The following is a 24,737-nucleotide window of genomic DNA, read 5'->3' on the forward strand; positions in this document are numbered from 1 at the left end:
GTAGACAAGTTACCGCGGTAACGTGTCAGCGATCCTCCGTTCCGGAGGGTGTGGGTGCCCCCATGTGGGCCTGACATTTGCTCACGGACTACTTCATTCCAGGCGTAACAGTCGCGGCTGCGTCCTCAATGGAGTCCCTCCGTGTTCCCCAAACTCAATTCATTGCGGGTTTCCCTGTAGATTTACCGGCAGGCAACCCCAGTGGCCCAAAGCCAAGGACGCAAATGTCACCACCAAGCCTCATTGAAGCACACCCAAACCTCTCGGACACCGCCCCGGTGGCACTGTCCTATGAGCTGTTCCCGCCGCGCTCCCCGGCCGCCGCCGAGACGCTCTGGACCACCATCCGTGAACTCGAGACCACGGCGCCCGACTACGTCTCCGTGACGTACGGTGCCAGCGGATCCAACCGTGACACCGCCGTCGAACTCATTAACCGGCTCCTGCTTGAGACCACCCTCCGGCCGCTGGCACACCTGACCTGCGTTGGAAACACGCCGCAGGAGCTGGCCGGAATCATCGGCGAACTGCTGGACATCGGAGTGCGGGGCATCCTCGCGCTGCGGGGCGACCTGCCCAAGGACGGCGTCCGGCCCTCCGACGGTGCACTGCGGTACGCCCAGGACCTGATCGAGCTGATCAGGCGGGTGGAGCAGCGGCGTTCAGCACTGCTCTGCGCCGGAAAGATCGCCGTCGGCGTGGCCGCGTATCCCTCCCGGCACCCGGAATCGCCCAGCGAGGAACACGACGTCGAGGTGCTGCTGGCCAAGCAGCGTTCCGGCGCCGACTTCGCCATCACCCAGGTGTTCTTCGAGACCGAGCAGTACGCGAACCTCCTCACCAGGGCACGCCGCGCCGGAGTCACCATCCCGATCATCCCCGGCGTCATGCCGCTCACCAGCCTCCGCCGGCTCACCCGGCTCGGTGAACTGGCCGGCGTCGAACCGGCACCCGCACTGATGGAACGCCTGGCCGCCGCCGACAGCGACCTCGAACGCCTCCACATCGGCGTCGACGCCACGGTGGACCTGGCCAATGCCGCCCTGGATGCCGGAGCCCCCGGTATCCACCTCTACACCTTCAACGAGCACCAAAGCGCGCTCGAAGTGCTGGACAAGCTGGCCCTGCCGCGCCACAGCCGCCTGGGCACCCGCCGGGACTCCACCGCCCGGCCCCAGCTCGCCAGCTGAGCACTTCCCGGCCGAACCCCACAGACCACCCCCGCACGCTCCACACTTCCTAGGAGAACTCCATGCCTGAACTGACCGCGCCCAAAAACACCCCGTTCCCGTCGGCATCGCTGCTCGGCTACCCGCGCATCGGCCGCCGCCGCGAACTCAAGAAGGCCGTTGAAGCCTACTGGGCAGGCAAAATTGACGCCGCCGCCCTCGACGCCGCCGCCAAGGACATCCAACTGACCATCGCCCGGCGCCTGCAGGACCTTGGCCTGACCGAAGCCGCCGCCGTGCCGGGGACGTTCTCCTACTACGACCAGGTCCTGGACACCACCGCCCACCTGGGCGCCGTCCCGGCCCGCTTCGGCAAGCTCCTCGACGCCGAGGGCCGCCTGGACATCGACGCGTACTTCACCCTGGCCCGCGGCAACAAGGACCAGCAGCCGCTGGAAATGACCAAGTGGTTCGACACCAACTACCACTACCTGGTCCCGGAGATCGGCCCGGAGACCGAATTCAACCTTGCCTCCACCGCCAAGGTGGACGAGTTCGCGTTCGCGCTGGAGAACGGCATCGAGACCCGCCCCTACATCGTGGGTCCGGTCACCTACCTGCTGCTGTCCAAGGCGTCAGACGACGCACCGGCCGGCTTTGCGCCGCTGTCGCGGCTGGCGGACATCCTCCCCATCTACGTCCAGCTCCTCGAACAGCTCGCTGCCGCCGGCGCCAGCTGGGTCCAGCTCGACGAGCCCGCCCTGGTGGTCGACCAGGACCTCCCTGCCGCCCAGATCGAAGCCGCGGTTGCCCGGGCCTACGAGGTACTGACCGCTGCGGCCAACCGCCCGCAGATCCTGGTCTCCTCCCCGTACGGTTCCCTCGACGGACAGCTTGGCACCCTTGCTGCCACCAACATCGACGCCCTGCACATCGACGTCTTCAAGGGCGCCGTTCCGTCCGCCGCGGCGCTGGCAGGACTGGGCAACAAGACCCTGGTTGCCGGCGTCGTTGACGGGCACAACATCTGGCGCAACGACCTCGCAGCGTCGGCGGCGAAGCTGGACGAGCTGAAGGGCGCCGCCGCCAAGGTTGCCGTCTCCACCTCCACCTCCACCCAGCACGTTCCCCACGACGTCGAGGAAGAAACCCAGCTGTCCGCGCAGCTCCGCAGCTGGCTGGCGTTCTCCGACCAGAAAGCCGCCGAAGTCAAGATCCTGGCGTCCTGGCTGGCCGACCCCGCGGCCGCACAGGCAGCCATCGATGACGCCACCGCCGTGATCGCTTCGCGTGCCACCGCCCACGGTGTCCGCCGCCAGGATGTGCGGGCCCGCACCGAAGCATTGACGGCTGCCGACTTCAGCCGTTCCGAATACGCCGTCCGCGAAGCCGCCCAGGAAGCGGCGCTGCAGCTGCCGCCCCTGCCCACCACCACCATCGGATCCTTCCCGCAGACCTCGGAGATCCGTTCCGCCCGTGCCCGCAACACCAAGGGCGAGCTGAGCGACGACCAGTACGAGCGGCTCATGAAGGACGAGATCAAGCGCGTCGTGGACCTGCAGGAAGAGCTGGGCTACGACGTCCTGGTGCACGGCGAGCCCGAGCGCAATGACATGGTCCAGTACTTCGCCGAGAACCTCGAAGGCTTCGACGTCACGGTCCACGGCTGGGTCCAGTCCTACGGCTCCCGCTGCACCCGCCCGTCCATCCTGTGGGGCGATGTCACCCGCAGCGCCCCCATCACGGTCAAATGGGCGGAATACGCCCAGTCCCTCACCGCCAAGCCCATGAAGGGAATGCTGACCGGGCCCGTCACCATCCTGGCCTGGTCCTTCGTCCGCGACGACCAGCCGCTGGGCGAGACCGCCAACCAGGTTGGCCTGGCGCTGCGCGATGAGATCGCCGACCTCGAAGCCGCCGGCATCAAGGTCATCCAGGTGGATGAGCCCGCCCTGCGCGAGCTGCTCCCGCTGCGCAAGGCGGACCAGGCCGGTTACCTGAAGTGGTCCGTTGACTCCTTCCGCCTGGCCACCGCCGGTGCCGCAGACGCCACCCAGATCCACACCCACCTCTGCTACTCGGAGTTCGGCGTGATTATCGACGCGATCGACGGCCTTGACGCCGACGTGACCTCCATCGAAGCAGCCCGCTCCCGCATGGAGGTTGTCCACGACCTCGAGTCCCACGGTTTCGGCCGCGGCGTTGGCCCCGGCGTCTACGACATCCACTCGCCGCGCGTTCCGGGCGAAGCCGAAGTCACCGAGCTGCTGTCCACCGCCGTCAAGCACGTCCCGTCCCGCCAGCTTTGGGTCAACCCGGACTGCGGCCTGAAGACCCGCGGCTACGCCGAGACCGAAGAGTCCCTGCGCAACCTGGCCAAGGCAACCCAGACGGTCCGCGCCGGCCTGCTGGAAGCGGCCAAGTAGGAAGTTTGAGAAGCGGGCAGGCGGCCGGTCACATCACGTGGCCGGCCGTCGCCGGTTTCTTCATCCGCCATGCGCCGACCGTCAGCCACACCGCCGACACCACGATGGCCGCAATGCCCACCAGCGTCGGTACCGCATTGTCGGCGGAGAACCCGGATTCCCCGATAATCCACCCTTGCGCCATATAGGCCAGCCCGGCCAGCGCCATCGCATAACCGGCTGTCCGGGACATTCGGTGCGAAGCGGCCACCACGAAACCCAACAACACCAACGCCGTGCCCAGCAGGATACTTTGATAGCTGCGCATGCCCCATTCCAGCCAGCGGATGCCCTCAGCCGTGGCGAACCGCGAGGCCTTCTCCGATTCGGGCGAGGCAGCCCAGGCGTCCACGGCCTGTTTCAGGGCCACCCCGTCCACCGCCTGCAGGGCCGCGTACAGCGCAATGGCCGCAGCAGCGAAAAGGGCACCAAAGCGTGCGGTCCACGCGAGCGACCGGCGCTGGCAACCGAGCACGGTGCCCAGGCAAACCAGGCCCGCGCCCACCAACGCCATGCCCACGAACTGGCCAAGATGCACGGCGGTCCAGATTCCACTGTTGGCGTAAGCGGTGAAGGCTGCCACGTGATCATTCGCGTCGTGGGATTCGGCGTGCAGGACGCCGGCGAGGATCGACACCACGACGCCGGCCAGCAGCAGCGAGGACGCCAGCCGCCGGGTTCCGCGCCTGTCATCAAACACATCCATGGCGCCTGCACTCCTTAGTGCCGGGGTGTCACAACAGCGCCGGCAGCCTCACGACTCCCAGACGATCTCGTCGTCGACCACGCCGTCCTGGTCAGCGCAGGCCACCAGGACCTCATCGGTGAAGTGCTCGCCGAGGGTGAAGTCCAGGACAAAGTAGCGTTCGGGCTGGCCGGGGTAGATGCCCACATGGCCGAGCTTCAGTGCTTTGAGGAACACCTCATTGGTGAGCTGGCTGCGGTCCTGGACACCGAACACCTTGTGCAGGTGTTCTTCCTTGAGCGCGTTGCAGTGGAAGTGCAGGTATTCCTGCGGGCTGGTGCCCTCCTGCTCAAGTTCCTCGGCGATCATCTCGCGGACCTCGTCCACCAGTTCGGGCAGGAAACGCAGCCGGTATTCGACTTTCCGGAGCGCGGCTTCATCGAAGTGGTCGTGGGCATTGATGTTCAGGTCGAGTTCCAGCGGGTGGCCGCGCAGCTCGTGCCGGGCGGCGAAGAGATGATCCATGCCGTGGTTCAGGTCGATCTCTCCAAAGTGCTGGCTCGCTACCTTGTTCATATTCTCAACATAGACCCGAAGTCCGGCCCATTCCAGCGTTCGGGGCTAATTCACTGCGGTGCGCATGCCGGCAAGGGTTTCGGCCAGCAGGTCGACGAACAGCTGCACCCGTGCCGTTTTCCGGTCATTGATCAGAAGCGCGAACACGTTGCGTGCCAGCCGGATCTCGGGGACGTCCAGCACCACTACCCCAGCCGGTTTGTTCCGCAGCGCGAGCTCCGGGACAAGGGCGGCGCCCAGCCCGGCAGCTGCCATTTCCAGGCTTGCGTGGAAGTCGTCGCTGTGCGCCACCACGCGCGGGTGCAGGTTGCAGCCGGCGAAGAGCCGCTCAATCACCATGGCATCACTGGTGCCGGGGTGGTGCATGATCCATGGCATGTCGGAGAGATGGTCCGCTGCCACCTTCGCGTCGGCGCGGAATCCCCAGCCGGCAGGCAGCACCACCCGGAAGTCGTCGTCGCCAATCCATTGCCGGTTGATCGTGTTGGGCCAGGCGAAGCCGGTCTGGCCCACCTGGAACACCACCGCCAGGTCGAGGTCGCCGCCGGTCCGCAGCCCCTGGATGGTTTGGCCCGGTTCAGCCACGGACACCCGCAGGTCAATGCCCAGCTTCTTCCAGGCCGGATTTTTCAGGATCCGCGGCAGGACATAGGTGGCGAGGCTGGGGAAGATCCCCAGCCGCAGCTCCTGGCTTCCCGTGTCCTGTGCCCTGGACGCTGCCGCCATCAGGGCTTCGATGTCCGTGAGCACTTTCGCGGCGTGGCGGGTCATGACGACGGCGGCTTCCGTAGGGACCACGGCCCGCGCCGAGCGCTGGAAGAGCGTGACGCCGGTGTCCCGCTCCAGCGCGGACATCTGCTGCGAAACAGCGGAGGCAGTATAACCAAGTGTCGCGGCGGCCGCGGCGAATGAGCCAAGCCGCGTGACCTCCAATAAGGTCTTCAAGTGCACGGGGTTTACCACCAGCCCACAGTACTGCACCCATCCGCCGCCGCCACGGTACCGAATTGCCCTCTGTACACCCGGTCCGGCGGCAGATGTCCAACAGAGGAGCACGAATTGTCACCTAATCCAGCAGTAGATGCAGGCGGGCGACGGCGCATCGCCGTCATCGGCAGCGGCGTGGCCGGACTTACGGCCGCCTACGTGCTGAACCGGCAGGACAACGTCACCTTGTTCGAGGCAGATTCACGCCTGGGCGGCCATGCCCACACCCACGACATGCCCCAGCCGGACGGCAGCGCCATCGGCGTCGATACTGGTTTCATTGTTCACAATGAACGGACCTATCCCACGCTGCTGCGCTTGTTCGCCGAACTGGGCGTGGAAACCCAGGACTCGGAGATGAGCATGTCCATCCGCTGTGACGGCTGCGGACTCGAATATGCCGGCGCCCGGGACGGCGCACGCGGCATCATCGCCAAACCGTCGAGCCTGCTGCGCGGCCGCTACCTGCTGATGCTCCTGGAGGTCACCCGCTTCTACCGGAAGGCGCGCGAACTGCTCAGGACCGCGCCGCCGTCGGCCGTCAGCGGCGAGGTGGACGTTCCCGACCTGACGCTCGGCGCCTTCCTGGAGCGGGAAAAATTCAGCCCCTACTTCATCTCGCACTTCATGACCCCGGTAGTGAGCGCCGTCTGGTCCTGCGACCCCACCACCGCATTGTCCTACCCTGCGCGGTACCTCTTCACGTTCCTCGGCCACCACGGGATGCTGGGCATCAAAGGCTCACCGCAGTGGCGCACCGTCACCGGCGGCTCCGCCCGCTACGTCGAAAAGCTGGCTGCGACCCTTCCCGATGTCCGGTTGGAAACCCCGGTCACTGCCCTTCGGCGGACCCCTGACGGTGTGGAACTGGCAACTGCCGCTGGGCTGGAAGCCTTCGACGCCGTCGTCATCGCCACCCACCCGGCGCAGGCACTGGGGTTCCTGGCCGACGCCACGCCTGCGGAGAAGGAAGCGCTCGGCGGCATGCCGTACTCGGTCAACCACACCGTCTTCCACCGGGACCCCGCAGTCCTGCCCGCGGCGGAGAATGCCAGGGCTTCATGGAACTACCGGCTTCCCGGCTGCGACGCCCGACCGGACAAAGTCCTGGTCAGCTACGACCTGACGCGCCTGCAGCGGCTTGAACCGGCCGACGGCAGGCCGTACCTGGTCAGTCTTGGCGAGTCCGAACTGATTGCCGACGTCGCCGTCCTGGACAGGATGGTCTACGAGCACCCGCAGTACACCCCCGAGTCCCTGCAGGCCCAGCAGGCCATCAAGGCTCTCAGCAACGACCGGATCGCCTATGCCGGGGCCTATCTTGGCTGGGGCTTCCACGAAGACGGCGCCCTCTCCGGGGTCCGTGCCGCGGAGCAGCTCGGCCGCACCTGGCCGGTGGCCAGGGCCGATGACGGCGGAAACTCCTCCGGCGAGGGGGAGCGGGAACTGCTTGCCGCGGAACCGGCGTGACCATGGGTGCCGCCATCTACCGCACCGCCATCTCGCATGTGCGGCAGACCCCGCTGAAGAACGCGTTCACCTACCGCAGCTACAGCTGGTTCGTGGACGTGGATGACCTGCCACGCCTGCCCCGCCTGCTCCGGCCACTGGCGGAATTCCGCGCGGGAGACCATCTGGGCGATCCCGGGGCCAGCTTCAGGGCCACCGTGGAGCGTTACCTGCGGACGCAGGGAATCGAGCCCGACGGCGGCCCCATCCACATGCTGACCAGTGCCAGGGTTTTTGGCTACGTCTTCAACCCGCTGACGCTTTTCTGGTGCTACGGCACCAACGGAGAGCTGCGGTGCGTGGTGGCCGAGGTCCACAACACCTACGGCGAACGGCACTGCTACCTGCTCCGGACAGACACCTCGGGACGCGCGTCAGTGCCGAAGGCTTTCTACGTTTCACCCTTTAACGACGTTGACGGCGAATACCGGATGAAGCTTCCCGCCCCCGGAGAGCGGCTGGCGGTGTCAATCGTCCTGGAACGCGAAGGGCACCGACCCTTCGTGGCAACCATGGACGGCAAGCGTAAACCGGCCACCATCCGGAACATCCTCGCGGCAGCCGTTGCAGTGCCTGCCGCGCCGATGCTGGTATCCGCACTTATCCGGCTTCAGGGCGTTAAGCTCTGGGCAAGACGCCTGCCCGTCGTCGCCAGACCACATCACCCCCCACAGGAGGCAGTTCAATGACAATGACGGACGATAACGGCACCGCCTCGGCTGAGCGGCCGGCGGACCATCACGGTTCCGCCGCACCGTACACCGTGCCGCGGCCACCCGCGTCCATCGATGCGGGCATCTGGCCGGGAATCGCCGCCGTGCCTTCGGGTTTCAAGGCGAACGGTGCAGCGCGGATTGCGGACGGGATCTTCAAGGCCGCGGTGCGGCGCCTTCCGCTCGAGGTGCGCTACCCCGATGGCCAGGTGCTGGGTTCTGCCCCGGCCGGCTCGGGCGCACCCGTCATGACCATCCACCGGCCCGCGCAGTTTGCCCTGCGGCTGGGCGACGGAGGCTTGATCGGCCTGGGCGAGTCCTACATGGCCGGCGACTGGGATGCAGACAACCTGACAGCGGTGCTGGAGGTCTTCGCGGAGCGGGCGGGCACCCTGATACCGGCTCCGCTGCAGAAACTGCGGTCCATTTTCCTGCCGCGCCAGCCGCGGACGGAACGCAACTCCCTGAAGAACACCCGCTCCAATATCTCCCGTCACTACGACCTCTCCAACGAACTGTTCGCCACGTTCCTCGACGAGACCATGTCCTACTCCAGCGCGCTCTTCCCTGCATCGGGAAGCGCCGTGAAGGACATGCCGTGGGAGGGCTTCGCCGCCGCCCAGCAGGCGAAGATCGACCGCCTGCTGGACAAGGCCGGCGTCGGACCCGGAACCCGGGTGCTTGAGATCGGCACCGGGTGGGGCGAACTGGCGCTGCGTGCAGCCGCCCGCGGCGCCACCGTCTACTCGGTCACGTTGTCCAGCGAGCAGCAGGCGCTGGCCCGGAAACGGGTGGCGGAGGCAGGCTACGCGGACCAGGTGACCATTGAGCTGAAGGATTACCGTGCCGTGGAGGGCGAATACGACGCCGTCGTTTCGGTCGAGATGATCGAGGCCGTCGGTTACGAATATTGGGCCACGTACTTCCAAACCATCGAGCGTGTCCTTGCCCCCGGCGGAAAGGTGGCCATCCAGGCCATCACCATCGCGCATGACCGGCTCCTGGCCACCCGGACCGGATACACCTGGGTGCACAAATACATCTTCCCGGGCGGCGTGATTCCGTCGGTGCGGGCCATCGAGGAAGTCACAGAGAAGCGGACCGGACTGCAGGTGCGTGAACGCCTTGCCTTCGGCGAACACTACGCCGAGACGCTGCGCCTCTGGGAGGAACGGTTCATGGCGCGGAAGGACGAGGTTGCTGAACTCGGCTTCGATGCCGTCTTCCAGCGGATGTGGCTCTTCTACCTTTGCTATTCAAGGGCCGGTTTTGCCTCGGGCTACCTGAACGTCCAGCAAATTGTGCTGGACCGGAGGAAGAACGCTGCCGTCAACGGAGGCCGCTGATGACCGCTGCACTTGCCGAAACGATCGCAGAGGTGTTGAGGCCTGTGGTGGGCGGGGACCTGCCTGTCCGCCTGAAGGCCTGGGACGGTTCGGAAGCGGGGCCGGTGGACGCCCCGGTGGTCCGGCTCAACAGCCCGGACGCCATCCGCCGGTTGCTGTGGAACCCCGGCGAACTTGGCGCCGCACAGGCTTACGTCACGGGTGAACTGGACATTGACGGTGACCTCAATTCGGCGCTGCAGCAGCTGTGGGAAGTGGTCCGGCAGCGCCGGTTGTCCGGCATCCGCCTTACGCCCGGAGTCATCGCCGGGATCGGCAGGATCGCCCGCTCGGCCGGGGCCCTGGGGACACCGCCGGCGCCCCCGGCAACACAGGCCAAGGTCCGGGGACGGCTGCACAGCCTGATCCGTGACCGCGCCGCGATCAGCCACCACTACGATCTCAGCAACGACTTTTACGGCCTGATCCTGGACCCGCAGATGGCCTACTCCAGCGGTTACTGGACGGAAGCTCCCGGTCCCGGCTACGGCGTCGAGGATGCCCAGCGCGACAAGCTGGACCTGGTGTGCCGCAAGATCGGGCTGGAACCGGGTATGCGCCTGCTGGACGTTGGCTGTGGATGGGGTTCCCTCAGCCTGCATGCCGCGCGGCAGTATGGAGCCAAGGTAGTTGGTGTCACTCTCTCCGTGGAACAGAAAGCATTCATCGACGCCCGGATCAACGAGTACGGCCTGGCGGACCAGGTGGAGATCCGGGTACAGGATTACCGCGAGATCCCGGACGGGCCATTCGACGCCGTTGCCTCCTTGGAGATGGGCGAACATGTGGGGCAGAAGAACTATCCCGTCTACGCCCAGGCCTTGTTCGATAACCTGGCGCCGGGCGGGAAAGTGCTGGTACAGCAGATGTCCCGGCGCGGCCGCCACCCCGGCGGCGGTCCGTTCATCGAATCATTCATCGCGCCGGACATGCACATGCGCCCGGTGGGGGAGACGTTGAACTTCCTCGAGGGCGCAGGGTTTGAGGTGGAGGGGGTCGAGGGCATGCGCAGGCACTACGTCCGCACCCTTGACGCCTGGTACGCGACGTTCGAGCAAAACCTGGACCGGGCCCGGGAAATGATGGGCCCGGAAGTGGTCCGTGTCTGGCGGCTGTACCTGGTGGGGGCCCTCCGCAGCTTTGCCGAAGGCCGGATGGGCGTAGAGCAGATCCTCTGCAGCAGGCCCGCCCCGCTATAGCGGCTCCCGCCGCTTCCACCGGCACCAGGCGGCGGGTGCGATTGGTCACCCCAAGGGGTTCCGAAGGTCACTTCGGGACCCCTTTTCCGTGCCCGGAAGCCCTGTGGACAACGCCGCGACACGCCGTCGATTTCGCGACACGCTGGCCGTTAATTGTGGCTAAGTAGTCCACAGGGTGTGGACGGAACTTCCAAAAATCCCGGGATCCCGGCCATTTTATGGGCCCCTGCCTGTGGATTAACGGTGCATTAAATGACATACTTGTAATACATCATCTTGGGGTCCAAAAGAGGCGCCTGCACTACATGTAGTATCTACATACGGCTTGGACGGGGACACCGCACCAGCAAGAGATTTCAACTAAGGGGACAGCGACAATGACCGTAACGGTTTACACGAAGCCTGCGTGTGTTCAGTGCAACGCCACCTACCGTGCGCTCGACAAAAAGGGCATCACCTACCAGAGCGTCGACATCTCCCAGGACGCCGAGGCGCTGGAGCGCCTGAAGGCACTGGGCTACATGCAGGCTCCCGTTGTGGTCACCGACCAGGATCACTGGTCAGGCTTCCGCCCGGACAAGATCGAGGAACTGGCACTGTCCGCCGTTTCCTCCGTAGCCTAAGGTTTCCGCTTTTCCCGACAGCAACAAGCTGAGGTGACGTCCATGGTGGCACCCACAGCACAGCGTGACCATGCGGCTCAGCGCATGGAGGCGTCCGCATTGGCCGGTGCACAGGCTGATGCAGGGCCGGTCAGTACCGGCAGCCAGCTCATCTACTTTTCCTCCGCATCCGAGAACACCAGCCGCTTCGTCAGGAAGCTAGGCCGTGAGGTGGCCCGGATCCCGCTCTACGCGAAGGACGCACCCCTCCTCGCCACCCGGCCGTTCGTGCTGGTGGTGCCTACTTACGGTGGCACCGGGGGAGAGGGGTCCGTTCCCAAGCAGGTCATCCGGTTCCTCAACAACCCGCAGAACAGGCAACTGCTCCGCGGCGTGATTGGTGCCGGCAACACGAACTTCGGGGACAACTACTGCATGGCCGGTGACATCATCGCCGCCAAGTGCAAAGTACCCCACCTTTATCGATTCGAACTTATGGGAACGCCGGAAGACGTCACCCGGGTCAACCAAGGATTGGACACGTTTTGGACACGACTGTCGCAGACACAGAAGTAACCAGGGCCGGGAAGCCCGAGATGCCGGCCGCCTACAAGGGCCTGGGCTACCACGAGCTGAACGCCATGCTGAACCTCTACGGTCCCAGCGGCGAAATCCAGTTTGAGGCGGACCGCGAGGCCGCCCACCAGTACTTCCTGCAGCACGTGAACAACAACACCGTGTTCTTCCATGACCTGGAGGAGAAGCTCGACTACCTGGTGAAGAACCAGTACTACGAGCGCGAAACGCTGGACCAGTACACGATGAACTTCATCCGTGAACTGTTCAACCGTGCCTACAAGAAGAAGTTCCGCTTCGAAACCTTCCTCGGTGCCTTCAAGTTCTACACCTCGTACACGCTGAAGACCTTTGACGGCAAGCGTTTCCTGGAGCGCTACGAGGACCGTGTGTGCATGGTTGCCTTGCACCTGGCCCGCGGCAACGAGCAGCTCGCCCTGCAGATGGTGGACGAGATCATCGAGGGCCGCTTCCAGCCGGCCACCCCCACCTTCCTGAACGCCGGCAAGAAGCAGCGCGGCGAGCTGGTCTCCTGCTTCCTGCTCCGCATCGAAGACAACATGGAGTCGATCGGCCGCTCCATCAACTCCGCGCTGCAGCTGTCCAAGCGCGGCGGCGGCGTGGCCTTCGCCCTGACCAACATCCGCGAGGTGGGCGCGCCCATCAAGCAGATCGAGAACCAGTCCTCCGGCGTCATCCCAGTGATGAAGCTCCTCGAAGACAGCTTCTCCTACGCCAACCAGCTCGGTGCCCGCCAGGGTGCCGGTGCCGTATACCTGCACGCCCACCACCCGGACATCTACCGCTTCCTGGACACCAAGCGGGAGAACGCGGACGAGAAGATCCGAATCAAGACCCTCTCCCTGGGCGTCGTCATCCCGGACATCACGTTCGAGCTGGCCAAGAAGGACGAGGACATGTACCTGTTCTCGCCGTACGACGTCGAACGCGTCTACGGCATGCCGTTCTCCGACGTCTCGGTCACCGAAAAGTACTACGAGATGGTGGACGATTCCCGGATCAAGAAGACCAAGATCAAGGCGCGCGAGTTCTTCCAGACCCTCGCCGAAATCCAGTTCGAGTCCGGCTACCCGTACATCATGTTCGAGGACACCGTGAACCGGGCCAACCCGATCGACGGCAAGATCATCATGTCCAACCTGTGCTCGGAGATCCTCCAGGTCTCCCAGCCCACCACGTACAACGATGACCTGTCCTACGCCGACACCGGCAAGGACATCTCCTGCAACCTGGGCTCGCTGAACATCGCCAAGACCATGGACTCGCCGGACTTCGGCCTCACCATCGAGACCGCGATCCGCTCGCTGTCCGCCGTCTCCGACATGTCCAACATCACCTCGGTGCCGTCCATCGCCAAGGGCAACGACCAGAGCCACGCCATCGGCCTGGGCCAGATGAACCTGCACGGCTACCTGGCGCGGGAGCGGGTCCACTACGGCTCCGAAGAGGGCCTGGACTTCACCAACATCTACTTCTACTCGGTGGTGTACCACGCGGTGCGCGCCTCCAACCTGCTGGCCATCGAAACCGGCCAGACGTTTGGCGGCTTCGAGAAGTCCAAATACGCCTCGGGGGAGTTCTTCGATAAGTACACGGAGCAGGAATGGGTTCCGCAGACCGAGAAGGTCCGCGAGCTCTTCAAGAACGTGCACATCCCCACGCAGGCTGACTGGCGCGAGCTGAAGGCTTCGGTCATGGAGCACGGCATCTACAACCAGAACCTGCAGGCCGTGCCGCCCACCGGCTCGATCTCCTACATCAACAACTCCACCTCCTCCATCCACCCGGTGGCGTCCAAGATCGAGATCCGCAAGGAAGGCAAGCTGGGCCGCGTGTACTACCCGGCGCCGTACCTGACGAACGACAACCTGGAGTACTACCAGGACGCGTACGAGATCGGCTACGAAAAGGTCATCGACACCTACGCCGCCGCGACCCAGCACGTGGACCAGGGCCTGTCCCTGACGCTGTTCTTCAAGGACACCGCCACCACGCGCGACATCAACAAGGCCCAGATCTACGCCTGGAAGAAGGGCATCAAGACGATCTACTACATCCGTCTCCGCCAGCTCGCGCTGGAAGGGACCGAGGTGGAAAATTGCGTTTCCTGCATGCTGTAACCAGAATCGGTTGAGTTCTGCTTAGGAGAGAGATGGAAACGACGACGGCGGCGGGCGGCTTGGTCTACGGCATCCGGCTTCGGCGGGAGGTCGAGTACCGCTACGTCGGTATCACCACCAAGACGGCCAGTCGTCGTTTCCATCAACACCTCCGGGCAGCAGCGGAGGGCCGAAAAACGCCGTTCTACGATTGGGTCCGCAAGCACGATCCCGCCGACCTGATCGCGGACGAACTGGATTGGATCGAGGGCTTGCAGGATCTGGGCCGGGCCGAGATGGAGTGGATCAGCTTCCTGCGCCGCGAGGGTGATCGCCTGCTGAATCTTTCCGATGGCGGACTTGGTCCCACGGGCGTCATCTGGACGGACGAGATGCGGGCGGCAGCCAGTGTACGTGGTACCGGGCGTAAGGGGTCGAGCCGGCCGGGTGCAGCGAACCCCTTCTACGGCGGAAAGCACAGCGTGGAGCAGCGCAGCAAGTGGTCACAGGACCGCAAAGGTACGAATTCCGGGACCGCTAACCCGAATTACGGCAGGTTCGGGCCGGACCATCCAGGGTTCGGACGCACTGTCGGCGAAGAAGCCCGAAGGGCACTTTCTGAAGCCAGGAAGGGCGCCGGGAATCCGAACTTCGGGAAGAAGGCCAGCGAGGAAACCCGTGCGAAAATGTCAGCGGTTCGGAAGGGCCGTCCAATGCCTTCCAGCCAGCGCAGCGCACACACTAGACATCACACCAACAAAGGCATCGAGAAAGCCGACTGCAAGTATTGCGTCGAGGACTCAGCCAAACCAAGTCTCTCTTCAGAAAGCGAGTCGGAGTCATGACCGAAAAAGTGAAGCTTCTCAGTCACGTCGAGGCCATCAACTGGAACCGCATCCAGGACGACAAGGACGTGGACGTCTGGAACCGCCTGGTGAACAACTTCTGGCTGCCGGAGAAGGTGCCGCTGTCCAACGACGTCCAGTCCTGGAACACGCTGACGCCGGCCGAGCAGCAGCTCACCATGCGCGTGTTCACCGGCCTGACCCTGCTGGACACCATCCAGGGCACCGTTGGTGCTGTCTCCCTGATCCCGGACGCGCTGACTCCGCACGAGGAAGCCGTGTACACGAACATCGCGTTCATGGAGTCCGTGCACGCCAAGAGCTACTCCTCCATCTTCTCCACCCTGGCCTCCACCAAGGAGATTGACGAGGCGTTCCGGTGGTCCACCGAGAACGAGAACCTTCAGAAGAAGGCCCAGATCGTCATGGACTACTACCAGGGCGACGATCCCCTGAAGCGGAAGGTGGCCTCCACGCTGCTGGAGAGCTTCCTGTTCTACTCCGGCTTCTACCTGCCGATGTACTGGTCTTCGCGGGCCAAGCTGACCAACACGGCTGACCTGATCCGCCTGATCATCCGCGACGAAGCCGTGCATGGCTACTACATCGGCTACAAGTTCCAGAAGGGCCTGGAGAAGGTTTCCGAGGAGAAGCGCCAGGAGATCAAGGACTACACCTTCGAGCTGCTCTTCGAGCTGTACGAGAACGAGGTGCAGTACACCCACGACCTGTACGACGGCGTGGGCCTGGCCGAGGACGTCAAGAAGTTCCTGCACTACAACGCCAACAAGGCCCTGATGAACCTGGGCTACGAGGCGATGTTCCCCGCTTCCGTCACCGACGTGAACCCGGCGATCCTCTCGGCCCTGTCGCCCAACGCCGACGAGAACCACGACTTCTTCTCCGGATCCGGTTCGTCCTACGTGATCGGCAAGGCTGTCAATACTGAGGATGAGGACTGGGACTTCTAAATCGGGTGTGAGACCAGAAGCTGGTTGGCGGTTTTGCGGCTGGTCGTGAGTTGACGACTTAGTTGGCACCACTGCAAGCTAGTTGGCGCTGTGACATACAGGGGGCGCGGCGCCAACTAGCTTGGCCAGCTTCAGTCGCTTGGCCACTTTGACCTTGGCTGGTAATCGGCGCCGCGCCCGGTGTACGTCCACCGGCAGTTCACACTGAAATGTTTCCGCAACCGGTGCAAATGGCAATCAGATCCGGGGATGGCCGCCAGCCCCGCCGCGCTACGAAAGATCATGAATCCGTTGAGCCTGCATTCTCGTAGTCTCCGAAGCAAGATCAGCTCAAGCACCTTGCACGGGGGCCAGTCGGGTGGTTCAGTGCAGGCATGTCAGCAGCACCGACCGGGCCTCAGAGTCGTAAGCCGGTTGCCTCTAAAGAGGAAGCCCGGCGCAGGATCAAACGAATCGCGTACTGGTCGCTGCCCTTCATGATCGCCTTCGGGGTCTGGAATCTAATTCCGAACCTTCCTGATGCTTGGCGATTTGCAGTTATGCCCGTCGAGATCGTGTTTGTCGTCGTCTACGGAACGGCCGTTATCCGGTTCTCATTGTGGCAGCGTGACGAATACTGGCGGGAACGGGGCCGGGACCCCAAGCACCCGGAGAGGTTTCCGAAAGACCGGCCCGGAGGTGGTCCGGGCTAGGGCAGGTGCATTCACCGTATGGGGATGTTGCCAGACCAGGGGACGAGCTGGCAGTCGGGAGCGGAATCGCCAGGTTCAAACGTAACGGTCGATCCAGGGAATCCAGGGCGGCTCGCACCGGCGGCTCCGCTGGTCGGTCGCAGCGAGCGATCCCCCAATCCCTCCTTGCCCGGCCCAGTCTGGCAACGGGGCCTGCATGTACGTGGGGGACGGCGCTGCCGGGGGCTAGACTCGATTCATAAGCGAGCTTGGGGGAAGCAACGCATATGCGCATGGCAACAGGTCCTTTGGTATCCGCAGTCCTCATCGTCGCGCTGGCCGGATGTGAGTACACCGGCCCGGAGAGCGCGCCGGTCAGTTCCCAGGCCCAGGCCGGCGGCACGCGAATGCTGTCCTTTGAGGAAAACGTTGATGAAGTTGCGCGCTCACTCATGGTTTCTTCGGATGAACCAGGGATGCCGACGGTTGGGGAACCATTAGGGAAACTATCGGTTGACCTCGCGCCAGGGGACTACGTGATCAAGAGTGCATGTGCTGGTGTTCACGGTGTCACAGTCTCCATTGTCCAAGGCGAGAAGCCAACGATAGGGGTGCCCTACACGTGTGACTCTGTCTTGGAGCGATTTGTCCGGCACGCCGGCGGCCCGATCACCATCAGTACCGTCTCGCCCGTGGACAAGCCTGCCGCCGCCGGTGTCATGCTTGAACTCAACACTGATCCGCGCGCGTCAGAGTTTGAGGACATGTCGGAATGGGTGGCTCGGCAGCTTCAACCCAAACTGCCTGGACAGTTGGCGGGTGCCGCCAGCTCAAGCTCGCCCACGAGCCAAGGATTATCGGCAGAACCGGGCAGCTACGAAGTGCAGTTCCTTTGCGACGGAGCGGCCGACGTTGAGTTTTCAGTGGCCAGTTGGACAGGGGCGGAAGTTTTGAGCCCGATGAGCATCCCTTGCAACGGAAACGTCTTCAAGGCCCCTGTTGAGCTCCGGACCCGGGGAGCAGAATTCAGCATGGTCCCGAGCAGCGGGACCAAAACCCGTTATGCCTTCAAGCTTGTTCCGAACCCGTAGTCGCTTCCGGCGGAAGTGGTGCCGTCCGCCCGTGTGGTCGGGGGCCAGCTGATGGGCGGAGCTCTTCGTCCGGATAATGGTCTGCCTATCGCGTTTCGAGTGGGTCGGAATTGGACATGGGGAGCCCGGAGGGAGGCGTGTGCTGCAGCCGGCACACCAGCTTCCGGCCCACCTTGATTGGACTTACGCAATCACTGGTGAGCTCCTTCGCGAGGTCCAGAGCGAGATAACCAGGGCTGTACCCCAAAGCAAGAACAGGGGATCCCACAACCATGCGTGTCCAATCATCGCGTTGAGGTCATAGCCACCTGAAGGATGGATCAACCCTCCTAGGACGGCACTGCTGACGACGGTGTTCACGCCCCCGTAGCTGACCAGGAGCAGGCCTCCGGCCCAGCTCACCGCACGCCAGAATCTTCGCCAGGGCATACGGTCATAGGCGACGACGACGGGGATCGTCGCTGCCAGCAACTTTCCTATCCCAACGAGGCCAAGCACTAGCCCTGCCTCAATCGGGGCCTCCACGGACAGCTGGACCGCCCATTGGCCCACCGTGGCTACAAGCCATCGCCCACCCAGAGCCCAGTACAAGCTGAATCCGGCATGGACGATACCGGCTATGCATGCCAACCAAGCCAACGATCGGCTGAAGGACATGTTTCTCTCAAGCGTCACCTGGATCACTGTAGCTAATTGCTGAAGATCGGCGTCGGCTTGGAGGGCGCCGAGACGAACTGCGGCGCGCCGACAGCGGAGTCTCGAAGCTGGGCACCGACCAACGTGGTGGACGATTCTGGCATGCCCATGCGTGCCGCTGGGGGAAAAATGGGGCGCCAAGCCCGGACCATTCTTCGTCGCTCTCGTCCTGCGGGCGCGGCGGGGTGGCTCCGGGACGTGCAGGTCCTGGAAAAAGCCACGGTCGTCCTTGGTCCACGGGCGGCGACCAACCAGCGGAACGACGGCGTGAGCCGCCCTGGATCCCCTCATCCGTCCGGGACGGATGGGTAGCATTTCAGCCTCTATGCTCATGGCAGGACGACGACTCGCTTTGCGAACTTGGGGGATCTGATGAAACCTAAACTTGGGATGCCGTGGCCGTTGATGTTATCTGGCGGGTTACTCTTTCTCTCCGTCGCGGCCATGGTCCTGCTTGGCCAAATGGGGCGGCCCTACTTTGTTTATGCGGGGGGTGTGGCGGCGGGCGCCGCTGTACTGTTGGGAACCTGCCTTCTTGCCGACGTCCGCGGATCGGCGCAATGGCTGGGGCAGGTCGCTCAGAACAATGCCTCGCTGTATGCAAAGGGGTCGGCTCCCGACAGCGGTGTCTACCGGATAGTGGGCGCAGGGATTGCTGTGCTGGGGGTTGCCATCGGCGTGGTCCTCCTGCTGAATCTGCCGTGGTGACTCGATCGGGACCGCCAACCTGCGACGAAGACTAGGACAAGCGCATGCAGGGTGGGCTGGTGTTCCTCTATTAGCCTGTGGCGCCTACATTTCATGTCCGCCGCCGCCCACCGTTTGACGGGCTTTCTGTCGCCGTTCGTCGGCTTGGAGGATGCCGTCACGGACGGCAGCGCGGATGATGCCGTAGAGGATGTAGAAGAACACTGCCACGAAGACGACGGACAGGACCAAGCTGTCGAGTGCCATTACTCTCCGTCACCTTCCGGCCAGTACTGCCGGGCGCCGGCCGCGGCATCGCGGAGTTGGGTTCCGTCAAGGTCAATGGAGGTTTCGGGCATGCCCATGTCGGTCCATTGGGTGACCAGGCGCATGGCTCCCGCCGGCGGCAAGGGCCACAGCCAGAGGGTTCCGCTGGCCGCCATCTCGTCGTCCCCGCCGCTGCCGCCTTGGCCTTGAAAGAGAACCACCGGCGGCTCCGGCTGGGGTGCGTCGGGTGCAGGGTGGGGTCTGTTCAGCATCGCCCCGGTGGAGGCTTTGGAGCCGTCAGCAAACTCCACTCCGCAGAGAAGGGCCGCGAGAGGCATGTTGGCCTTGGCCCACCGGGCGTGCGGCTGGCTGAAGAAGGAAGCGTTGAGCTCAGCCCATTCTTCGTCGTTCTCGTCATGCCGACGCAACTTCCACGACAGATCAAAAAGGCAACCCGTGGAATACACCTTGACGGCTTCAACAGCCATGACGAACGTTGGCGACATATGAAGGAAACGGCCAACCCCCACCACCGCGGGCAGCTCATGCCGCGGGGCGCCCGCCCATACGGGCGGTACGTAACGGATGGTACGGCCCCGGGGTGGTAATTCGGGTACGGGCAGGTCCTGGAAGAAGGTCAAGGCGGTTCCTTGGGGTGCTGGCGTCGACTGACCAGCGGAACAGCAGTGCGAGCCCGCCGTGGATCCCCCAATCCGTCCTTACGCGGCCCAGTCTACCGGCCGGTCTTGCCGGATCCACCGCGAGGACCTCGCGTCTTGACTGTCGGCTGGCGGCGCTTCGGTACGAAGGGACCGCTACGTCCGTGCTGCAGCCATATCAGATGTTCGCGACTCCAGGTCCGGGGCGCGTGATGTCTTCGCGCAACTCCGGACCGTGAGAACACGAAAAGGGTGCGCCCCGTTCGCTGAGCGCACCCTTTCGATCCTCCACAACCCGGATCCCCATCCGTTACCCCTATCATAAGCATGCTGATAGTTAGCTGGTCAAGACATGGCAAACTTGTAGCGTTGGCAAAGACTGCCCGAGAACGTAGCTGACTTGGTCACGGCCCACGGCCCACGGCCCACGGCGCAGAGATCACGGCCGATGATGTAGAGGCCGTTCAGCGCGTGCCGGGGCAGGACTCCGAGCGCGCCGAATTATGGGACGATGCCGACGAACCGGAATGGCGCGAATCGCTTGACGATTTGGTGGAGCGGCTCCGCGCAGCCCTGCGCTATCGTCGGCTGCAGGCCGGGAAGCGGGCGTGGCGAGGAGTCCGCCGCCGGAAGGATGCGGATAAGGGGTGCGCCCGTTCACCGAGCGCACCCCCTTTATCCCCTCACAGCCGTCTCCCGTCGGCTGCATCTATCATAAGCATGCTTAGCTTTGTTCGCGCAATACCCATTGTCTCTGAATGGCGACATCGACAAAAGAGCTTGGCCCTTGACGTGAAACGCGGGGGAGGAGGCCGGGTTCGCCAAACGATACGCTGGGATCATGACAATGGGGGAAACGGCGCAGGAGCCGCTGGTACACATTCAAGACTTCAGGATGGACTTCGGGGACACCACGGTCATCCGGGACCTGTCCTTTGATGTCCACGCCGGAGAGACCTTCGGGTTCCTTGGCAGCAACGGTTCCGGGAAGACCACCACCCTGCGGGCGCTCCTGGGTATTTACCGGCCCACGGCAGGGACGTTGCACATCGGCGGGAAGGTCTTCGAGCCCAAGGACGGGGCCAGCCTCGGATACCTGCCCGAGGAGCGCGGCCTGTACAAAAAGGAACACGTCCTGGACGTGATGGTGTACTTCGGCCGGCTCAAAGGATTGTCAAAGGCCTCGGCCCGGTCCTGGTCCGAGGCCTACCTGGAACGGGTCGGACTGGCGGGCAAAGCCAAGACCCGGCTCGACAAACTCTCCAGCGGCCAGCAGCAGAAAGTCCAGCTCGGGGTTACCATCATGAACAACCCGGGACTGCTGATCCTGGACGAGCCCACCAAGGGCTTCGATCCGGTCAACCGGCGGCTGCTGATGGACATCATCGAAGAGCACAAGCGGGCCGGGGCGACCGTCATCATGGTCACCCACCAAATGGAGGAAGTCGAGCGGCTCTGCGACCGCGTCATCCTGCTCAAGGACGGCGTCTCCCGCGCCTACGGAACAGTGGAAGAGGTACAGGAAGAATTCGGCGGCACCGTCTACCGGGTCACCCACGACGGTCCGCTGCCTGCGTCGGCCCTGTTCGACGTCGTATCGGAGGAGAACGGCCGGGCTGAACTCTCGCCGCGGCCCGGGGCAACGGAGGAATCCGTTCTCCGCGCGCTCGTGGACGCCGGCGCCGGGATCCGGTCCTTTACCCCGGCAAGGATTTCCCTGGATGAAATCTTCATCCAGGTTTACGGCGAACAGCATGAACTGGCGGAAGGCTGAGATGGCAATGGGACAGCACAACCTCGGCACCGTCATCTCCTTCGAGTTCTTCAGGACCATCAAGAAGCGCGGATTCGTGATCGCCACCCTGGCGCTCCCGGTCATCCTCGTGCTCATCTTCGCGCTGGTGTACGCGTCCAACGCCAGCACCAAGGACACCGCGGCCGCGCAGAAGAGCGCAAGGTTCGCGTTCACCTACACCGACGCGTCCGGAATCATCGTGCCCGCTGCTGCCAAACTGGCCGGCGGGACGGTAGCCGGCGACCCGGCGGCTGCCATCGCAGCTGTGAAAGACGGCACCTCGGAGGCATACTTCGCCTACCCGGCCGACCCTGCGAAGGAATCGGTGAAGGTTTACGGGGCTGACAAAGGCATGTTCGAGAATGATAAATACCAAGCAGTGGCCAAAGAGCTTCTGGCGGTCTCAGCCCAGAACCAGGTGGGCTCACCCGAGCTGACCGCTGCCCTGACCGGAGCCGTTAAGTTTGACTCGCAAACGTTCAAGGACGGCAGCGTCGCACCAGGCGTCGGCGGAATCATCCCGCCTTTGTTGTTCCTGGTCGTCTTCTACATTTCGATGATCCTTCTTTCGAACCAGATGCTGAACTCCACCCTGGAGGAGAAAGAAAACCGTGTCACCGAGATGATCCTGACCACGCTGAACCCAACCACACTCATTACCGGCAAGATCATCTCGCTGTTCGCCGTCGGGCTGGTCCAGATCCTGGTGTTCCTGGCGCCAGTGGGACTGGCTTACCTGTTCTTCCGGGACCGCCTGGCCTTGCCGGAGGTTGACTTGTCCTCCTTGGTCTTCGAACCCGGCCCCATGATCACTGGTGCGCTGCTCACGCTGGGCGGGTTCACGGTCTTCACCGGGGTCCTCGTAGCCATCGGGGCGATCATGCCAACCGCCAAGGAAGCCGGAACCGTCTTCGGTCCCCTCGTGGCGATGATGTTCATCCCCTTCTACACATTCAGCCTGATCATCTCCAATCCGGGTGCACTGATCGTCCAGATCTTCACCTACTTCCCGCTGACCGCTCCCGTCACCGCCTTGCTTCGCAACGGGTTCGGAACCCTCAACCCTGTTGAAGCGACCATCGTCGTCGTCGAACTCTTCGTCGTCGGGACCCTGATCCTTCGACTGGCCGTCCATCTGTTCAGGTACGGATCCATTGAATACGGCCGCAAACTCTCCATTGCCGGAACGTTCCGTCGCAACGAGCTGGCCGCCAAATGACCCTGGTCCTGGCTCGGGGAAAGGTGTCATGACACCCGGTGCCGCCGGCGACGTCCTGATCAGGAGCGGCGTGATCCTGACAGGCCGGGCGCTCTTCAAGGGCTGGGCCATCACCACGACATTGTGGCTCGTCGGCCTGTATATCGTGCTGGCCGCCACCTCGCAGGGGTTCCTGCTCGACCTTGCCCTGATGGTCCTGATGTACGGGTATGGCATCGCGCTGGTGACGGGAGTCCCGCTGGCATGGATCCTTGGCCGCCTGCTCCGACCCATCCGCAACCAGTGGATCCATGTTGCCGCGTTCTTCATCGTGCCGACACTGGGCTTCTGGGCCCTGGGATCCGTGCTCGGCTTCGGTTGGTCCGTCGGTGCCCTCGGCCTGTGGGCAACCGTTGGTTTCGCCGCTGCCCTGGGTCGACTGGCCGTCTGGCGGGATGTGGCCGTCAGATGACCGCCGGCCGGCCCGCCGCCCGGGAAGTGAGGCATTGAGGAGCCGCTCAAGCTGGGGTGTCATCCTTTTCATCGGTGCAGCCCTGTCGGTAACGGGTTTCTGCATACTTGACGATGCATATTGGGCCGCCAGGCGCGAGCACCAACTGTTGTTTGTCGGCGCCCCCTTGAACTCCCTGGCCGCTTGGCTTCTCGTCGTGGCGGTTCCCATCGGCGCCGCAGGCCTGCTGCTCCTTCTTCCGGTGCTGATCGGCCGTATTCGCAGGAGAGCGGTGCGACGGCTCGCCGGATGGACCACCGTAGGAGGGGTCGCAGCGGCTGCGACCTGTTTTGGGGTGGTTGCCGTTTTCGCCCTCCTAGAGGCCACGGGGATCGGGGATACGGTCAGGCTGGAAGCCGTGGACGGACGGTCGGTGCTCGTTACCCAGGACGGATTCGACGGAGACGTGGTGGACATTTATACGGAGAACGGCAGCTTCTACTACAAATGGGCCCGCAGCGCCCCCGAGTTGTCCGGGTGGCCGCGGGTAAAGGACCGGGAGTGCAGGCTCGACGCGGGTGAGGCGGTGCTGCGGCTGGTGTGCGGGGAGAAAACGGTGGAAATCGACGTCGAAGAACCGGCCAGGTGAAACCGGGGGGCCAGGCGCTGCCTCTAAGACACACGCCAGCCGGTTACCCGCACTCCAGCCACCGCCCCCGTCCAGGGTGTGGCGCCGGGTGCAGGCAGGGAAAGGTGCGCCGAAACATAGCCCTGTTGCAGTGTGATGACCTGTGACGTGGATCCCGGGCAGTCAACGGTGATTTCGACAGGCCAGAGTGTGACTTTGGGATTCTCCTGGCGGATGTAGATCGTAGCGTTTGGGGCGCCGATGCAGGCAGCCGTGACGGTGTATTCTCCAGCCGTGATGACCTGTTCAGTGGTGCCAAAACCGCTGGCGGGCCCGTCCAAGGGCCCTTCTTGAAACAGCAGGGCGTCCCCCGGGACAGCCTTGAGGAGTCCGTCCAAATCCCGATAGTTCCCCACCTCGCGCTCAAGGACCTGGGGGTCGGGGCTTGCGACGGATTGCGCCGTCACGGCTGTGGCCGTGCCCTCAGTTTCGGTGCCGGGGCCGTGCGCCGGATCCGGGTAGTCGTAGGAACACCCGGCCGTTCCGGCCGCCGGCACCAGAAAGCAGAGGCTCATAGCCAGCCGGCGCCGGAAGCCTGTCATTCGCACGCTTCCATGGTGGGCGCGGCCACCGGTGAACGCAACCAACACCGGCGGACAAGGTGGGGCTGGACCGGCGGCGTTTGGGGGGCGGCACCCATGGTCTCGTGGATGCTCCGGCCGCCGGTCCTGTCCCTGGTGCCAAGATCCTGCCCTCGCCGGCAGGATCTTGTTTTCAACGGTAGGACTGGAA

The 24,737-nt window shown here is 64.0% G+C and carries 25 protein-coding genes; 18 read left to right on the forward strand and 7 right to left on the reverse strand.

Features of this window, described 5'->3' with window-relative positions:
- Nucleotides 1-224: 224 nt before the first annotated feature.
- Nucleotides 225-1,190 carry a methylenetetrahydrofolate reductase gene (locus DC347_RS03660; RefSeq protein ID WP_109044481.1) on the forward strand — a complete coding sequence of 322 codons (966 nt, stop codon included), beginning with the start codon at nucleotides 225-227 and terminating at the stop codon, nucleotides 1,188-1,190.
- Between the two features lie 62 nt (nucleotides 1,191-1,252).
- Complete coding sequence (gene metE / locus DC347_RS03665) at nucleotides 1,253-3,595, forward strand: 5-methyltetrahydropteroyltriglutamate--homocysteine S-methyltransferase (protein ID WP_109044482.1); 2,343 nt, start codon at nucleotides 1,253-1,255, stop codon at nucleotides 3,593-3,595.
- 28 nt (nucleotides 3,596-3,623) lie between these two features.
- Here the strand turns inward: metE and DC347_RS03670 are convergent, their stop codons facing one another.
- From DC347_RS03670 to DC347_RS03680, 3 genes are read right to left on the reverse strand one after another with little or no spacing between them, the layout of a single operon-like run.
- Entirely contained in the window at nucleotides 3,624-4,340 is a 717-nt protein-coding gene (locus DC347_RS03670; RefSeq protein WP_109044483.1) for a hypothetical protein, read from the reverse strand.
- A 48-nt stretch (nucleotides 4,341-4,388) separates the two neighbouring features.
- Nucleotides 4,389-4,895, reverse strand: a complete 507-nt coding sequence (locus tag DC347_RS03675) for a DUF2004 domain-containing protein (protein WP_018761541.1) — start codon at nucleotides 4,893-4,895, stop codon at nucleotides 4,389-4,391.
- A gap of 45 nt (nucleotides 4,896-4,940) precedes the next feature.
- The gene (locus DC347_RS03680) at nucleotides 4,941-5,858 is read right to left on the reverse strand and encodes a LysR family transcriptional regulator (RefSeq protein WP_026264521.1); all 918 of its coding nucleotides are present in this window, start codon (nucleotides 5,856-5,858) and stop codon (nucleotides 4,941-4,943) included.
- Between the two features lie 96 nt (nucleotides 5,859-5,954).
- On the opposite strand from DC347_RS03680, the gene DC347_RS03685 reads away from it, so the two are divergent.
- The 11 genes from DC347_RS03685 to DC347_RS03730 all read left to right on the forward strand — a co-directional run bounded on the left by DC347_RS03685 (nucleotide 5,955) and on the right by DC347_RS03730 (nucleotide 17,564).
- The gene (locus DC347_RS03685) at nucleotides 5,955-7,352 is read left to right on the forward strand and encodes an NAD(P)/FAD-dependent oxidoreductase (RefSeq protein ID WP_109044484.1); all 1,398 of its coding nucleotides are present in this window, start codon (nucleotides 5,955-5,957) and stop codon (nucleotides 7,350-7,352) included.
- Nucleotides 7,349-8,080, forward strand: a complete 732-nt coding sequence (locus DC347_RS03690) for a DUF1365 domain-containing protein (RefSeq protein ID WP_109044485.1) — start codon at nucleotides 7,349-7,351, stop codon at nucleotides 8,078-8,080. Before DC347_RS03685 ends, DC347_RS03690 begins: the two co-directional genes overlap by 4 nt.
- On the forward strand, nucleotides 8,077-9,450 hold the full coding sequence (locus tag DC347_RS03695) for a class I SAM-dependent methyltransferase (RefSeq protein ID WP_018761537.1): 1,374 nt from the start codon (nucleotides 8,077-8,079) through the stop codon (nucleotides 9,448-9,450). Before DC347_RS03690 ends, DC347_RS03695 begins: the two co-directional genes overlap by 4 nt.
- Nucleotides 9,450-10,688 carry a cyclopropane-fatty-acyl-phospholipid synthase family protein gene (locus DC347_RS03700; RefSeq protein ID WP_018761536.1) on the forward strand — a complete coding sequence of 413 codons (1,239 nt, stop codon included), beginning with the start codon at nucleotides 9,450-9,452 and terminating at the stop codon, nucleotides 10,686-10,688. The genes DC347_RS03695 and DC347_RS03700 overlap by 1 nt, the downstream gene beginning before the upstream one ends.
- A gap of 377 nt (nucleotides 10,689-11,065) precedes the next feature.
- The gene (gene nrdH, locus DC347_RS03705; RefSeq protein ID WP_013601222.1) at nucleotides 11,066-11,311 is read left to right on the forward strand and encodes a glutaredoxin-like protein NrdH; all 246 of its coding nucleotides are present in this window, start codon (nucleotides 11,066-11,068) and stop codon (nucleotides 11,309-11,311) included.
- Between the two features lie 84 nt (nucleotides 11,312-11,395).
- The gene (gene nrdI / locus DC347_RS03710) at nucleotides 11,396-11,866 is read left to right on the forward strand and encodes a class Ib ribonucleoside-diphosphate reductase assembly flavoprotein NrdI (protein WP_026264518.1); all 471 of its coding nucleotides are present in this window, start codon (nucleotides 11,396-11,398) and stop codon (nucleotides 11,864-11,866) included.
- Between the two features lie 20 nt (nucleotides 11,867-11,886).
- Nucleotides 11,887-14,007: a class 1b ribonucleoside-diphosphate reductase subunit alpha gene (gene nrdE / locus DC347_RS03715; protein ID WP_109044486.1), complete on the forward strand. Its 2,121-nt coding sequence runs from the start codon at nucleotides 11,887-11,889 to the stop codon at nucleotides 14,005-14,007.
- A gap of 32 nt (nucleotides 14,008-14,039) precedes the next feature.
- Complete coding sequence (locus DC347_RS03720; RefSeq protein WP_109044487.1) at nucleotides 14,040-14,831, forward strand: NUMOD3 domain-containing DNA-binding protein; 792 nt, start codon at nucleotides 14,040-14,042, stop codon at nucleotides 14,829-14,831.
- Nucleotides 14,828-15,802 (forward strand): class 1b ribonucleoside-diphosphate reductase subunit beta, encoded by a 975-nt coding sequence (nrdF, locus tag DC347_RS03725; protein WP_018761532.1) that lies wholly within the window; start codon nucleotides 14,828-14,830, stop codon nucleotides 15,800-15,802. The genes DC347_RS03720 and nrdF overlap by 4 nt, the downstream gene beginning before the upstream one ends.
- A gap of 374 nt (nucleotides 15,803-16,176) precedes the next feature.
- Nucleotides 16,177-16,494 (forward strand): hypothetical protein, encoded by a 318-nt coding sequence (locus DC347_RS21500; RefSeq protein WP_133247069.1) that lies wholly within the window; start codon nucleotides 16,177-16,179, stop codon nucleotides 16,492-16,494.
- Between the two features lie 266 nt (nucleotides 16,495-16,760).
- Nucleotides 16,761-17,564 carry a hypothetical protein gene (locus DC347_RS03730; protein WP_133247070.1) on the forward strand — a complete coding sequence of 268 codons (804 nt, stop codon included), beginning with the start codon at nucleotides 16,761-16,763 and terminating at the stop codon, nucleotides 17,562-17,564.
- Between the two features lie 183 nt (nucleotides 17,565-17,747).
- On the opposite strand, the gene DC347_RS22160 is transcribed toward DC347_RS03730, so the two are convergent.
- Complete coding sequence (locus DC347_RS22160; RefSeq protein ID WP_368665738.1) at nucleotides 17,748-18,593, reverse strand: DUF3995 domain-containing protein; 846 nt, start codon at nucleotides 18,591-18,593, stop codon at nucleotides 17,748-17,750.
- 39 nt (nucleotides 18,594-18,632) lie between these two features.
- On the opposite strand from DC347_RS22160, the gene DC347_RS03740 reads away from it, so the two are divergent.
- Complete coding sequence (locus tag DC347_RS03740) at nucleotides 18,633-18,968, forward strand: hypothetical protein (RefSeq protein WP_133247071.1); 336 nt, start codon at nucleotides 18,633-18,635, stop codon at nucleotides 18,966-18,968.
- 84 nt (nucleotides 18,969-19,052) lie between these two features.
- On the opposite strand, the gene DC347_RS21615 is transcribed toward DC347_RS03740, so the two are convergent.
- Entirely contained in the window at nucleotides 19,053-19,214 is a 162-nt protein-coding gene (locus DC347_RS21615) for a hypothetical protein (protein ID WP_018761527.1), read from the reverse strand.
- Entirely contained in the window at nucleotides 19,214-19,855 is a 642-nt protein-coding gene (locus DC347_RS03745; protein WP_018761526.1) for a hypothetical protein, read from the reverse strand. The genes DC347_RS21615 and DC347_RS03745 overlap by 1 nt, the downstream gene beginning before the upstream one ends.
- Nucleotides 19,856-20,714: 859 nt before the next feature.
- Between DC347_RS03745 and DC347_RS03750 the strand changes: the two genes are divergently transcribed.
- The 4 genes from DC347_RS03750 (at nucleotide 20,715) to DC347_RS03765 (ending at nucleotide 23,966) form a co-directional block, all read left to right on the forward strand.
- Nucleotides 20,715-21,647: an ABC transporter ATP-binding protein gene (locus DC347_RS03750; RefSeq protein ID WP_165837975.1), complete on the forward strand. Its 933-nt coding sequence runs from the start codon at nucleotides 20,715-20,717 to the stop codon at nucleotides 21,645-21,647.
- On the forward strand, nucleotides 21,595-22,887 hold the full coding sequence (locus DC347_RS03755) for an ABC transporter permease (protein WP_231369859.1): 1,293 nt from the start codon (nucleotides 21,595-21,597) through the stop codon (nucleotides 22,885-22,887). The genes DC347_RS03750 and DC347_RS03755 overlap by 53 nt, the downstream gene beginning before the upstream one ends.
- 28 nt (nucleotides 22,888-22,915) lie before the next feature.
- Nucleotides 22,916-23,338 carry a hypothetical protein gene (locus tag DC347_RS03760; protein ID WP_018761522.1) on the forward strand — a complete coding sequence of 141 codons (423 nt, stop codon included), beginning with the start codon at nucleotides 22,916-22,918 and terminating at the stop codon, nucleotides 23,336-23,338.
- A 196-nt stretch (nucleotides 23,339-23,534) separates the two neighbouring features.
- On the forward strand, nucleotides 23,535-23,966 hold the full coding sequence (locus DC347_RS03765; RefSeq protein ID WP_133247072.1) for a hypothetical protein: 432 nt from the start codon (nucleotides 23,535-23,537) through the stop codon (nucleotides 23,964-23,966).
- Nucleotides 23,967-23,989: 23 nt separating this feature from the next.
- On the opposite strand, the gene DC347_RS03770 is transcribed toward DC347_RS03765, so the two are convergent.
- Complete coding sequence (locus DC347_RS03770; protein WP_109044491.1) at nucleotides 23,990-24,547, reverse strand: hypothetical protein; 558 nt, start codon at nucleotides 24,545-24,547, stop codon at nucleotides 23,990-23,992.
- Nucleotides 24,548-24,737 lie beyond the last annotated feature (190 nt).

The sequence above is a fragment of the Pseudarthrobacter sp. AG30 genome (assembly GCF_003116525.1).
Lineage (GTDB): Bacteria > Actinomycetota > Actinomycetes > Actinomycetales > Micrococcaceae > Arthrobacter.